Source organism: Streptomyces sp. 142MFCol3.1 (assembly GCF_000424945.1).
Lineage (GTDB): Bacteria > Actinomycetota > Actinomycetes > Streptomycetales > Streptomycetaceae > Streptomyces > Streptomyces siamensis.
On the sequence record NZ_AUKV01000023.1, the window covers coordinates 154,473 to 167,715 of the forward strand.

The 13,243-nt window shown below is 69.1% G+C and carries 12 protein-coding genes and 1 pseudogene; 5 read left to right on the forward strand and 8 right to left on the reverse strand.

What is annotated here, in order from left to right; genetic code table 11:
- Positions 1–682: 682 nt before the first annotated feature.
- Both H305_RS0130610 and H305_RS0130615 read left to right on the forward strand, forming a co-directional pair.
- Positions 683–1,111: a cyclic nucleotide-binding domain-containing protein gene (locus tag H305_RS0130610; protein ID WP_028803809.1), complete on the forward strand. Its 429-nt coding sequence runs from the start codon at positions 683–685 to the stop codon at positions 1,109–1,111.
- A 27-nt stretch (positions 1,112–1,138) separates the two neighbouring features.
- Positions 1,139–1,819, forward strand: coding sequence for a CBS domain-containing protein (locus H305_RS0130615; protein ID WP_028803810.1), 681 nt, complete (start codon positions 1,139–1,141; stop codon positions 1,817–1,819).
- An 86-nt stretch (positions 1,820–1,905) separates the two neighbouring features.
- Here the strand turns inward: H305_RS0130615 and H305_RS0130620 are convergent, their stop codons facing one another.
- Together H305_RS0130620 and H305_RS0130625 are read right to left on the reverse strand one after the other, a co-directional pair.
- Positions 1,906–2,217: a DUF1876 domain-containing protein gene (locus H305_RS0130620; RefSeq protein WP_028803811.1), complete on the reverse strand. Its 312-nt coding sequence runs from the start codon at positions 2,215–2,217 to the stop codon at positions 1,906–1,908.
- A 153-nt stretch (positions 2,218–2,370) separates the two neighbouring features.
- Positions 2,371–2,985, reverse strand: coding sequence for a hypothetical protein (locus tag H305_RS0130625; RefSeq protein ID WP_028803812.1), 615 nt, complete (start codon positions 2,983–2,985; stop codon positions 2,371–2,373).
- Between the two features lie 712 nt (positions 2,986–3,697).
- Here H305_RS0130625 and H305_RS0130630 point away from each other — a divergent pair.
- From H305_RS0130630 to H305_RS0130640, 3 genes are all read left to right on the forward strand, one after another.
- Positions 3,698–5,200 carry an AAA family ATPase gene (locus H305_RS0130630; protein WP_051371112.1) on the forward strand — a complete coding sequence of 501 codons (1,503 nt, stop codon included), beginning with the start codon at positions 3,698–3,700 and terminating at the stop codon, positions 5,198–5,200.
- A gap of 309 nt (positions 5,201–5,509) precedes the next feature.
- A complete protein-coding gene (locus tag H305_RS0130635) occupies positions 5,510–5,962 on the forward strand; it encodes an OsmC family protein (protein ID WP_078629313.1) in 453 nt (150 codons plus the stop codon).
- A 666-nt stretch (positions 5,963–6,628) separates the two neighbouring features.
- Positions 6,629–7,357, forward strand: coding sequence for a CBS domain-containing protein (locus H305_RS0130640; protein ID WP_028803815.1), 729 nt, complete (start codon positions 6,629–6,631; stop codon positions 7,355–7,357).
- Positions 7,358–7,460: 103 nt separating this feature from the next.
- Here H305_RS0130640 and H305_RS0130645 read toward each other — a convergent pair whose 3' ends face one another.
- From H305_RS0130645 to H305_RS0130670, 6 genes and pseudogenes are all read right to left on the reverse strand, one after another.
- Complete coding sequence (locus H305_RS0130645) at positions 7,461–8,135, reverse strand: helix-turn-helix domain-containing protein (protein ID WP_028803816.1); 675 nt, start codon at positions 8,133–8,135, stop codon at positions 7,461–7,463.
- Between the two features lie 334 nt (positions 8,136–8,469).
- On the reverse strand, positions 8,470–10,230 hold the full coding sequence (locus H305_RS47490) for a GAF domain-containing protein (RefSeq protein WP_051371115.1): 1,761 nt from the start codon (positions 10,228–10,230) through the stop codon (positions 8,470–8,472).
- Between the two features lie 174 nt (positions 10,231–10,404).
- Complete coding sequence (locus H305_RS0130655) at positions 10,405–11,268, reverse strand: CBS domain-containing protein (RefSeq protein ID WP_028803817.1); 864 nt, start codon at positions 11,266–11,268, stop codon at positions 10,405–10,407.
- Between the two features lie 217 nt (positions 11,269–11,485).
- Positions 11,486–11,908, reverse strand: a complete 423-nt coding sequence (locus H305_RS0130660; protein WP_028803818.1) for an Hsp20/alpha crystallin family protein — start codon at positions 11,906–11,908, stop codon at positions 11,486–11,488.
- Between the two features lie 313 nt (positions 11,909–12,221).
- The gene (locus H305_RS0130665) at positions 12,222–12,665 is read right to left on the reverse strand and encodes a universal stress protein (protein ID WP_028803819.1); all 444 of its coding nucleotides are present in this window, start codon (positions 12,663–12,665) and stop codon (positions 12,222–12,224) included.
- A gap of 180 nt (positions 12,666–12,845) precedes the next feature.
- Positions 12,846–13,243: pseudogene (locus H305_RS0130670) on the reverse strand (GAF domain-containing protein); the annotation flags it as partial.

The following is a 13,243-nucleotide window of genomic DNA, read 5'->3' on the forward strand; positions in this document are numbered from 1 at the left end:
TGAAGCAAGTGTGGGTTCTTCGCGGTCCCTGCGCACACCGAGTGGAGTGGCGCCTGCCGCGGTGCCCCGTACTCATTTGCGAGGTGTCCGACAACGGCCGGTGATGTCTCTACGGCAGCGCACGGTCGTGCCCGGGGCCGATCGGCCCTGGCGGCCCGGGCGTTCACATGATGTGCTGTAGGTGACGGGAAGGACCTCGGAAAGGCGCGGGGTAACGGCTGGCGTCCGCGCACCGGCGCAATCAGGATCCGCGAGAAGCGGGTAGGGTCCTTCCCGCCTCTTCGTAGCAGGTTCTGGCAGCCTGCCGGATCGACTCGACCGCCACGCCTCAGCAGTCCAGCCGTCACCACGTGGTGACGGTCGGCAGATGTCTCCATCGGCATGCGTCTACGCGCGCGGCGCGCCACCTGGTCGGAGCCGATCCACAGCGCCCACGTCACCGCATCCGCCGTGGAATCCGGTGCCCCGGTTCGTGCGCCCCCGGACCACCGATGGACGACCACGACCGGCGGCGGTCGCGACCACCTCGCGGCCGGGCAGGACACAGACCCTTCCTCGCCGGAGTTGCACGAGACCCGTCTACGACGATCGTGGAGTAGTACGACCCAATGGAGAGCCGGCGAAAGCCCCCGTCGAGGAAGGGAAGGCTGCCGTGGTTGCGAGGGCCGGCGTCTTCGGCGCCATGACGAAGGAGCATCGCGATCAGTTGATGGCGCTCGCGCGTGAGGTGTCCTTCGACGCCGGTGAGCGCATCTTCGAGGAGGGCGGATCGGCCGACCACTTCTGGATCATCCACACGGGCACGGTCGCTCTCGACCTTCGGGTCCCCGGCCGTCCGGGGGTGGTCGTCGAGACCCTCGGCCCGGGACGGCTCGTGGGCTGGTCCTGGCTGGTGCCTCCCCATCATTGGCATCTGGGGGCCGAGGCGACCAGCCCTGTACGCGCTCTCGAGTTCGACGCGGCGACGGTACGGAGTATGTGCGAAAGGAACCCGCAGCTGGATCACGAGTTGTGCACGTACGTGTCCGGCGTGCTCGCGCGTCGGCTCCGCTCCGCCCGGATCCGGATACTCGACCTCTACGCGCCCCACGGCGCCGGCGACGTCCCCTGACGGGAGCACGAGACGAGGTGGTACGAAATGCCTGAGACTCCGCACATTGTGAGCGACGTGATGTCCCAGACCGTCGTGGCTGTCGGACGTGACGCGCCCTTCAAGGAGATCGTGCAGACCATGGAGGAGTGGAAGGTCAGCGCCATGCCGGTGCTGGAGGGCGAGGGTCGGGTCATCGGTGTCGTCTCGGAAGCCGACCTCCTGTTCAAGGAGGAGTTCCACGAAGAGCAGCAGAGCCTGTCCGGGCAGCGACTGCGGCTGTCCGACGTCGCCAAAGCCGGGGCCACGACGGCGGCGGAACTCATGAGCACTCCCGCCATCACGGTCCACCCCGACGCAACGCTGGCGCAAGCCGCCCGGATCATGGCCGTCCGGCATGTCAAGCGGCTGCCCGTCGTCGACGATCTGGGCATGCTCGAGGGCATCGTGAGCCGCGCCGATCTGCTGAAGGTCTTCTTGCGGCCGGACGACGACATCGAGGAGGAGGTACGCCGCACGGTGGTGTCCTACCTCTTCCCGGCGTTCAGCCACGCCATCCACGTGACCGTGCACGAGGGGGTCGTCACCCTCCGAGGGCACATACGCGACACCTCCCTCATCTCGGTCGCCGTGCGGCTCGTGCGCGCCATCGAGGGTGTCGTGGACGTCGAGCCTCAGCTCACCGGCGAGTCGGCCGACACCGGCGGGCCGGAAGGGCACACCACCTGATCACCCGGTCGGCGTCGTGTCGGCAGCCGACCCGTCGCGGCACTTCGGGCAAGGGGTCGAGCCGGCCCCTCCCCGGAGTGCGGGAATCATCCTTCTGGCGTCTGGTCCGGCATGGGCCAGCCGGTCCTCGGGCCGGCGCTGCGCCCCTCCGATGGCGGATTCATGCCTTCGATGTCGCGGTCGGCCACGCCCACCAGCTGCCGTCCGAGGTCGTTCAGGGCACGGCCCGCCGCCAGCTCGTCGCCGATCTCCGGCACGTCAGAGTCGACGGGATTGCGGTGCGCCACACCGTGGCCGGTCAATTCGTTCGTGCCGGTGTCCAACACCACCCGTGCCGTGGTCGTCCCTTCTTTCTCGAAGAGATAGAGCCGAACCTTCCATTCCTCGGTGTGCACCATCACTGTGCTCCTTCCCTCGTCACGGACCGCCGAGCTCCGGAACGGCTCCGCTCGTGACTCGGCACGTCCGCGACGTCGGCCAAGACTTGTGCAGGTCGGCTGTCGTCGCTGTGGACCATGGGCGCCGCGTCGCCGCGGTCGGTGCGGGCCCCGTCAGCTGTGGAACCGGGTGGACCACAACGGCTCGACTCGCTCCCATTCCGCGTCCCACCGCGCGTACCTTCTCCGGTCCAGCGCGCGGCGCGTGCTCTTCCGAGCCGCGCCGGCGAGGGCGAACACGCCGACCGCTGTCACACCACCCATCAGCCAACCGGTGGCCGTGGCGTTGTACGCGGACAGCGGCGGATCCTGGACTGCCCCTTCACGGTCCACCCAGATCCTCACGGTGGAGCCCACCGTCTTGTCCTGCGGTATGGGGGCAACCACAGTCCGCTGTGTCGCGTCCTGATCAGTCCAGCTGAGCCGCGCGTTCTGCTTGCGGTCCGTTGCGCTTCCGGCGGCGGTTGGGGATGTCGACGTCACTCGGGCGGTGACCTGGTGGCGCTCGGCGGACTGTGTCTCGACGATGCGCATGGCGGACCGGTAGCTCGCCAGGCCGACACTCAGCGAGGCCATGGGCAGGCCGATGGCGAGTACCACCGCGATCAGGCCTGAACACCAGGCTTCGACCCGGTCCGACGAGCGCTTCAGCGGATTCCTGCCCGTGGCCTGTCCCTGCGGGCGCGGCTGCTCGGGGCCGCACGCCTGAGGGGAATCCTGTGCGCTCATGGTCTGCCTCCAGCCGCTGCTGGTGCGTCCCCCGGCCACATCCGACTCACTCACCACCCTCCGGCAAGGGCGGGGTCCCGTCATGGGGCCGAACGTCCCCGGCGACGGGCCATCCGGGCTCTTCGGCAACCGAGACCGCGGCGGGATTCCACGGGACACGGGGCGCGCGGTGCCACCGCCGGGCGTTTCGCCGGACCGACGTGCCTCCCGACGTGCCCAGGTCCCGAGGCGGCCTCGGTCCTTCGGTGCCGAACGCCGGGAGCCCGTCACGTCGTTCATCACGGGCTCGAGGCGCCGATCGGCTCCTCACCGCCATCACATGCGCCGCGAGGAGACATGAGGTAGTCCTCGTTGTTAAGCGCCGATCGGCGCCGGAGCTCCCCGTTCTTCCAGCTCCCCAAGCGATGGAGGCAGCCGCCATGGAACGAGCCGTCACCGTCGGTCTCGATGGCTCGACCGACAGTCCGCCGCCGCGCGGGGGGTCGTCGACGACGCAGAACGGCGGTCTCCCTCTGCGTCTCCCGCACGCGTGGTTCCTACTGCCTCCGACGCAGACCGACGTCCCGTTGGAAGTCGATCAGAACCACCTGACGAGGCAGATCGTTCAGCACGCTCAGGCGGAGCTCCAGACTCGTCGGCATGCCACCGGTCCCGGGCCCCGCGGTCCACGCTGCCGCCGCTCACACGGGCTGTCCCGTAGCCGTGGTGCCTCATGACTGTACCCAGCCGGCGTGCGGAGGTGATCGAGACCCACACTGCTGTGCTTCTCTTCATCGGGGACAGGGTGTACAAGCTGAAGAAGCCCGTCGATCTGACGTTCCTCGACCACAGGACGCTGGCCGCGCGCCGCACCACATGCGAGCGGGAGATCGCCCTCAACCGGCGCTTCGCTCCCGATGTCTATCTCGGCCTGGGCGAATTCCGGGGGCCGGATTCGGAGGAAGCCGAGCCCGTCGTGGTGATGCGCCGCCTACCGGCCGAGCGTCGCCTCGCCCGGCTGGTACAGCAGGGTGCGCCCGTCGACGACGCCCTCCGGGCCGTTGCCCGCCTCCTTGCTGCCTGTCACGCGAGGGCACCTCGCGGCCCGAAAGTCGCCGAGCAGGGCACACGCGATGCGCTGTCGTCGCGCTGGGAAGCAAGCTTCGCCCAGGTCCGTGCGCTGTTCGACGACGGCACAGCACCGACTGAGCTGGACGGGATCGAGCGCCTGGTGCGCCGGTATCTTTCCGGCCGCGAGCCCTTGTTCGACGCGCGGATCGATCAGGGGAGGGTGGTCGACGGCCATGGGGACCTGCTCGCCGAAGACGTCTTCTGCCTCGACGACGGCCCACGCGTGCTGGACTGCATGGAGTTCGACGACCGGCTCCGGTACGTCGACGGCCTCGACGACGCCGCGTTCCTCGCCATGGACCTGGAACAGCTCGGTGCTCCGGAGGCCGCCACCCTCTTCCTCGCCGCGTACAGCGAGTACTCCGGCGATCCCGCGCCCCCCTCGTTGCGCCATCACTACGTCGCTTACCGGGCATTCGTCCGGGCCAAGGTCTCACTGCTCCAGGCCCGCCAGGGTGCCCCCGGAGCGGATGCGACGGCCGACCGCCTGATCACGGCCACGCTGCGCCACTTGCGCGCCGCCGCAGTCGGCCTGACTCTCGTCGGCGGCCTGCCGGGCAGCGGGAAGTCGACGCTGTCGGGCGCCCTTGCGGACCGCCTCGGGGTCACGCTCCTCAGCAGCGACCGCCTGCGGAAGGAGCTGGCGGGTATTCCGGCCGAGCAGTCGGCTGCCGCGGCCTACGGTGAGGGGCTGTACTCCCCCGAATGGACCACCAGGACGTACGAGACCCTGCTCGACCGTGCGTCGGCACTGCTGTCCCGGGGCGAGTCCGTCGTCCTGGACGCCACCTGGCACGACGCGGGACAGCGCGAGGCGGCGCTGCGCGTGGCCGAGTCCACCCACTCCGATCTCGTCGCGCTCCACTGCCAGGTTCCTGACGAGGTCGCGGCGACCCGCCTTGTCATGGGCGGCCGGGGAGCGTCGGACGCGGATCTCGACATTGCCGCGGCACTGGCCGCCGCGGAACCGCCCTGGCCCGCGGCCACCACTGTCGACACGAGCGGTTCCGTGCAGGCTGCGGTGGACCAGGCACTGGCCGTCATCCGCCCACACGCCGACGACCAGGCCCGCGTCTTCCGGCGTCCCTGCACGGAGCCGGAGTAATGGCCTGCACCGCGCCGCCGTGTCTGGCCCGAGCTCACTGATGCGGGACCGTTCGAGTGCGCGGTCCGGGCCCTGAGATGAGCGACCTGACCACGAGCAGGCGGACCGTCACCTGCGGCTTCCACGGCCGCGTCCGCCGGGCTTCGAGGCGTTCGATCGGGCGAGGCACGACTTCGCCCATGATGCGTGTGGAACGCGGCTCTCCGCAGGAGGGCCGAACGGTCCCGTCCCTGCCCGGTCGGCCCCTCCGTCCCGGCGTCCCGTGAGCGCTCCACTGGAAGTCGACGACAGGATGCAAGGAGGCCGGCCATGAGGAGCACACCGACGGAATCGCCGATCGTGCGGGATCCGAAGGAAGCGGACGTACACCGCCTGGAAGTCACCCCGATGGACGGTGACGCCTACGCAGTGGACGTCCGAGGTCATCGACTCGTGGTCGACCAGCCCAAGGAAGCCGGCGGCACGGACACGGCACCGACCCCCGTCGAACTGTTCGTCGCCTCCCTGGCCACGTGCGTCGCCTTCTACGCGGGCCGATACCTCCAGCGGCACGGTCTGCCCCACGCAGAGCTGCGGGTGCGAACCGAGTTCACCATGGCCGCCGACCGGCCTGCGCGCGTGGGGTCGATACGGTTGGTGATCGTCCCTCCGCCCGCGTTGCCCACGGATCGCCGGGCAGCCCTGCTCGCGGTCGCCTCACATTGCACCGTCCACAACACTCTCCATGAACTTCCTGCGATCAGCATGGAACTGGGGGCATGACCTGCCCTCCTCCGTACCTCGTCGCCAACTGGTGCATCGGCTGACCCGCCGCCGGTGTCGAAGGACCGCCCCAACGTGCTGGCCCGGATCGGGCGAGGAACGGACCCCTTCTCCAGACCTGCGGTCTCCCTGCCGCGACCGGTCGCACGGCGAACGGCTCGGCGCGGTCCACGGCTCTCAGGCGTGGGGCACGAGGGCCACAGGCCGACGTGACGGATCGCGGCCTGGGTGACGGGTCCGGTACAAGGCCCCAGCGGGCCGCCCGGCCTGGCGGTGGCCGATGACGACGAGGCTCGCTCCGGCCGAGGCGTGCACGAGCGTGGCCGGGGCCGGGCCCTTGAACGTCTGGCGTGGGGCTCGCCGTCCGAGCCCGACGTCCGAATCACGTCGCGAGCAGCTCGCACCGCCGTGAACCGAACGCCACCCGACGTCGACACCCACGGCCGAGGCGAGTGTCATCGTCCCCACCGTCCTGCGTCAGTCCGTCCCCCCGGGCAGCCGGAGGGCTCATTCCACCGTCGCACCGCAAGCGGCGTGCGAGGAGGGGCAGTTCGGTCTCACCCAAGGACGTTCGGCCCATGGGGACCGCGCGACCGTCGCCGGAAGCTGAACTCGGACTCCCGGACGAGGAGTTGGCGAACGCCCAACTGTGGAAGGGAATTGGCCGTGAAGACAACGAAGACACGTGCTCTCATGGTCGACGACGTCGTCACCGCGCGGTACGAGACGCCGTTCAAGGAAGTCGTGCGCCTGCTCGATGAGCACCGCATCAGCGGACTGCCGGTGGTCGACGTGGACGGCAAGGTCCTCGGCGTGGTCTCCGAGACCGACCTCATGCTGCGTCAGTCGCGTGATCCCCAGACCTCGTACAGCTGGACGGGGCGTCTGCGCCTGCTCGGTTCAACTGCTCGACGCGTCGCAGCCAAGAGCCGCGCCGGGACTGCCGGCGGGGTGATGTCGACGCCCGCCGTCACCGTGCGCGACGACGCCACGGTCGCCGAGGCCGCCCGTCTCATGGCAAAGCGGCGCATCGAACGACTGCCTGTGGTGGACCACGAGGACAGGCTCGTCGGCATCGTCACGCGCCGAGACCTGCTCCAGGTTTTCCTGCGGGCCGACGACGACATCCGGCAAGCCGTGCAGCAGGAGGTCTTCCTCGACACGCTCTGGCTGCCCCCACACGTCGTCGAAGCGACTGTGCAGGACGGTGTGGTCACTCTCACGGGCCAACTGGAACGACGCAGTGACATACCCGTCGCAGTCCGCATGACGCGCGGGCTCGACGGCGTCGTGGACGTCGTCGACCACCTCTCCTACCGCATAGACGACAGTCACCTGCAGCCCGCCGAACAGACCGTCCACGGCATCACCGACGACTGGCTGCGCAAGCTCTGAGACCTCGCCGCACGAGCGGGCCTCGGCCGGAGAGGTTCCGGCCTCGGCCCTCCCGACGTACGAACGGCGACGTACGAAGTACGAACGGCGACGTGCTGACCGCTCAGACGGTGATACGGCGTCCGGTGACGTCATAGGGTTCGATCCGCACCCACAAGTTGCGCCGCCCGCCGGCCCACGGCGTGCTGTACACCCGAGCCGCGAGCAGACGCTCCTCGCCGAGGTCCGTCACCAACCGTGCGTGGCCACGCACGAGCACGCTCCAGCCCTGGCTGAACGCATCGTCGATGCGATCGACTTCGAAGGAGACGGGAGAGCCGACGGCCAACGACGGCGTCGTACCGCGGGCGGTCCGGAAGACGATCGTGCCGTCGACGACGCTGTAGTTGACAGGGATGACCACAGGACCCCGCGGGCTCGACACGCCCAGCCGTCCGACACCGTGCGTAGCGAGCAGATCGCCGCACTCGGTCCTGCTCAGCTCGGTGAACTTCGGATCGTGCCCGGCCAGACCAGGACCAGGCGGCAGGTCGACGTCACCTCCCGCGAGCGCCGAGACCGTCGTCTCGAGTGCGGACGCAAGGCTGAGCAGCGTTCCCCGGTTGGGTGCGGCTCCGGGATGCCCCTCCAAGTAGGCAAGGTAGCTCGGGTCCACACCCGCTCGGGCGGCTGTCTCGCCTCGGGTCAGATCCAATTCGACACGCCGCGCGGCAAGCCGCCGGCCCAGATCGCCACGAGGCGGCTCGGTCGTCACAGTGGTGCCTTCCTGTTCAGCCATGTCCCGTCACATCCTCTCGTCACGTCGCCCGGTCGGCGACCTCTTCGGACGGCTCCTCACCGACTGCGGTCCTGCCCGATGTCATCTGTCTCCGTCTACTTACACGTCGGCAGCCGTCGTCCGCCGTCCGACCGGGAGCGTCCGCGACCGTCCGAAGGATCCGGATCACAGTCGAAACCGGGGGGGCCGACGGACCCGCGACGGCGGAAGTACCGTGCATGACGTCCTCCAGAGGCTCGATGCCGCAGTACGACACCTACAGACTGCACCGCCGAGCCTCACCGGACATGGGCCGAGTGGCCCGGCGCAGGGGCCTGCTGCCGATACGGACGGCCTATACCTCGCGCTGATCCGTGCTGCGTGTGGAGCGTTCCCTGCCCCGCGGGGAGCCGAGAGGCACGTGCCAGCGCAGTTCGGTCCCTGCACCGTCGAAGTCGGAGATGTCGAGAGCTCCGCCCAGCTCCTGCGCCCGCTCGGACAGATTGCGCAGCCCGCTGCGCCGGCCGTCCGGCGGTATGCCCACGCCGTTGTCCGAGATCGACAAGAACACCTCGTCGTCATCGGTGCCCAGCACCACGTCGGCCCGATCGGCGTGGGCGTGGCGGGCGACGTTGGTGAGTGCCTCTGAGAGCACGGCTACGACGTGATCAGCGATCTCGCACGAGACGTCGGTGTCGATCCGGCCCTCCATCCGCAGGCTGGGGCCGAAGTTCAGCACTGGGGCCATCTCGTCCACGACGCCCACGACCCGAGCTCGTAGGCCGCTCCCGGCGGCGTCGCGCTCCCGAAGGCCGAAGATCGCCGACCTGATGATCTTGATCGTCTCGTCCAGCTCGTCCACGGCTCGCAGTATTCGCTCGGCGGCCTCGGGGTGATCGACAAGCCGGCCCACGCTCTGCAACGTCATCCCAGCCTCAAAGAGCCGCTGGATGGCCACGTGGTGCAGATCCCGTGCGATGCGCTCCCGGTCCTGGAGCACCGCGATCTGCTCGGTGTCTCGCCGCCGCTCCGCCAACTCCAAGGCGATGGCGGCCTGCGCGGCGAAATTCTGCAGCATCTCGGTCTCCTTGCCCGAGAACACGGGCCGGCCTGAGTTCCGTGCCAGAAGCACCACGCCCCGCACGTCGGCGCCGCCGGTGCCGATCGGGGCGGCTACGGCGGGTCCAAGCCCGCCGAAGCGCGGCGGTTGGGGGGAAATCCGTTCATCATGCTGAACGTCGTCACTGGTGACCGGGGCCACGGCGGTGAACGCCAGACCCACCAGGCTTTCCTGCACGGACAACACCAGCCCCCGGTGGGCCTCCGCGTCCACTCCCATCGCAATCTCCACTGTCAGGGAATGGGTGTCCTCCATGGGCGTAGCCACTGCCGCCAGTGCCGAACCGGTGATCCCACGCGCGTGTTCAGCAATCAGGTTCAGGACGTCGGTTCGGCCGTTGCCGGACATCAGACTGTGGGCTATCTCGGCGTTCGCCAGCAGCCAGCGCTCTCGCAGACGGGAGTCCTCGTAAAGGCGCGCGTTGTCAATGGCCACGCCGGCCGCCACCGCCAGCGTGGAGAGCAGAGCCTCGTCCTCCTCGTCGAAAAGCACCCCACCGTGCTTGTCCGCCAGATACAGATCGCCGAAGTTCTCGTCACGCACCCTGATGGGAACGGTCAGGACGTCCTTCACGGGCCGTTCGCCGGGCGGCAAGCCGTACGAGGCCGGCCGGTGAGAAGTCTTCTCCGGACAGGGCGACTCCGGGCGACGGTCCAGGTCACCGACGCCGGCGTGCTTCTCCCCGCAGCGGCCTGCCCCGTCGACATCCTCCTGCCTCACACCCACGATGTGGTAAGCGCAAGGCGTCCTGCCGTCCGGGCCGAGAACGCCGAGCGCCGCGAACTCGGCCTTCACGAGTGCCGCGGCGGACTCCACTATGGATTGCAGTACGTGCTCCAGCTCCAGCTCCCGACCGACGGACAACACGGCCGTCATCAGGCCGTACACCCGGTCGCGCGTGCCACGTGCCACGTCGAGTCGGGCCTGCAACTCCTCCAACAGCTCGTCGAGCTTCAGCTGTGGCAGTTGTATCCGGGGCTCCGTGGGGCTGGCCATCCCACCACTCCTGACCTCCCGAGAGCACCTGCACCGGTCCCAGGACAGATTGATTTCTACGATAGCCCTCCCCGGCGTGAGCTGGCGCGGCGGAGCCGGGGGCTCCTGAAACACGATTTCCCCACCTGCCAAGGCGAAGACCCCGGGCACCTGATATCGATGAACTCCGCAGGGTCAGGCGGCGATGAGCAGGTTCTTGACCTCTACGACATCGGCGATGTCCTCGACTTCGGACACCAGTCGAGCCATGGTCGCCGACGGCACCCGTCCCGTCAGCTCCACGATGCCGTCATGGACGGATACCTCCACGCTCTTCCGGTCACCAGGTGGGCAGCAGGCATCGATCTTGGCCTCGACTTCCGCGCGAATCCCTGTGTCCTCTCTGATCAGCGACTGGAGCAACGCGTTGCGCGGCACAACGCCGACCAGGCGACCCTCGTGGTCGGTGACCGGGAGCCTCTTCAGGCGTGCCAGTGCCGCGAGCCACGCAGCCTCGGCCACGGTCGCTCCCGCCATCACCGTGACGGCCGGGCTCGTCATCAGGTCGGCCGCCGTCTCACCACGAGCCTTGCCGTGCAGCCGGCGCTCGCGCAGCCAGCCAATGCGACCGGGGCGGTGACCGCCGACTTCGAAGGCGACCTTCGCCAGGAGATCGGACTCGGAGACGACCCCCACCACTTTGTCCTCGTCGTCGACGACCGGCACCGCGCCCACCTGCTCGCGCGCCAGGAGACGAGCGATGTCGCGGTACGGCATGTCTTCTCGGAGGGACGCGGCCGGCACGTCCATCACATCTCTCACCAGCAGCGCCTCCGGGGGCTCCGGCCTCGGCGACGTTGAAACGGTACGGGCGGTCTCACCCGCCTCTGTGGCACGGGCCTGCCCCGCGGAACCCGCATGTCTGGCCGCCGCCGTGGCGACGGCGCCCAGATAGCGGAGCAGCATGTCCTGCCGTGTGGCCTCGCCGGGGCTCCAGGGCTGGGAGGGCCGTTCCCGCCTGGCCTCGGCCTCCGTGGAGAAGTGCTCATGTTCATTCACGGCGACCTCCGGACCTTCTCGAGTTGCCTAGTGCCCCAGTCTTTCGCTCTCCTCGACCGCGCCTAGAGCCGAACGGCCCTAGTGGGGCAACTCCACGTTCCCAGCCCGAGCGTGGCGGTGCCACAGCGGCGAATCCGAGGAACGCGAATGCGGTCGGTGCGAGAGCGCATGTCGACGCAAACCGACGGCGGGCCCATGGCGGACCCGCCCGACGATTTCAGTGGCCACGCTGAATCTCGACGTGCTTGCCCTCCGTCCTCTCGGAGCGCATGCCCACGCGGATAGTGAGCATTCCATCGGTGTAGTCGGCAGTGACGTCGTTCTCGTCCGCACCCGGCGGCAGCGTCACGCTGCGGCTCATCACGCCGTACCGGATCTCGCTGTGGCTCTTCGCCACATCCCGCTCGGTGCGCTCGGCCTGGACCGTGAGGATCCCGTCGTTGACGAAGACGTCGATGTCCTCCGGCGACATACCGGGAAGCTCCGCCCGCACGATGTAGCGTTCGTCCTCCATGTAGGCCTCGATGCGAACCGTGTACAGGTCACCCATAGTGGGCATCGCGAACCGTGCCGGAAGCGTCTCGAACCAGTCCGGAATGTCCGGGAAGGGGAACCTCTGCCTGCGTGTCGGTGTGACCATCGCGGTACCTCCTCGATGTGGTCGCGGAAACCGACACATCAAGTCCATCACGATCGAGTCCCGTGCCGCTGAGGCCGAACAGCCCATGCCTGGGTCCGGTAGTACCCATTCGAGCGGCATGGAGCGATCCGCGCTGCGCAGGGGCGGGCTCCGACGCCCGTGCACGCACGCCCCCGCTGCCGTCATCGGGTGCGCGGACAGGTTGTGGGCCGACTTCCGCCGAGCGGCCGACGGCACAGCCTCTGCCGGATCCGAGCAGGCGCCCGGCGGCAACCCGACGGTCCATGACCGCTCCCTCTCCACGCTGCGACGCTCACCGCTGCCCCGAAGGGACGATCACGACCGGACAGACCGCGTGCTGCGACACGTGTTGGCTGACGGAGCCGAGCAAGGCACGGGCGAAGCCACCCCTGCCACGGCTCCCGACCACCAAGACGTCGGCTCCCTCGGCGGCCCGCAACAGGACGTCGGGGGCGTTGCCGTGCACTACGCGGGACCGGACCGACCCGGTCGCCTCCGCGCCGAGCACCTCGGTCAGTTCCTGCAGCATCCGATCCCGGGCTTCTTCTTCGTCGATGTCGATGTCCACGGCGGGCGCCGACCAGCCGTACAGTCCCGGCAGCTCCCACACAGCGACGGCCTCGACGGTGCCACCGACGAGACCGGCATAACGCACAGCCCATCGCAGGGCGGCGAACGAGGACGACGACCCGTCGACACCGACCACCACCCTGGGTTCAGAGACATTCGTGCTCATCGGTCCCACCTTTTCCGGGGTCTCACTCCGCTCAACAGCCACCCACATCTCCACGCTGCGCGATGCATGGCGTCACCGCCATAGCTGCACCTCCGAGCACGTGAGGGACGGCGCTGCGGCCGACTTCCCCGACCTGCCGCGAGCAGGGGCGACACGCCCGCTCACCACAGCCCCGAAGGGCACCCGGATCGGGACGCCGAGGAAGGTTTCATCGGAGGATGATGGGGCGGGAAGCCGTAGGAGGCGGGGTGCTCGGAGATCTTCTCCAGGCGCAGCGGCTCGGGACGGCGGATCAGCTCGCCCAGGATGCCGTGCCCCTCCGGATACGCGCCGATCCGGGCGATCTGCTCGTCGCTGACGCCGACCGTGTGGAAGGCCGACAGCCTCCTGCCGTCGGGGCCGATGACACCGAGCGCCGCGTACTCGGCGTCCACGAGCGCCGCCGCGGCCTCGACGACGCTGTGCAGCGCCTGCTCCAGATCCAGCTCCCGCCCCACCGCGAGCACCGCCTCCAGGAGACTGTGCACCCGGTCGCGCGTCCCACGGGCCGCGTCCAGCCGTGCCTGCAACTCCCCCAG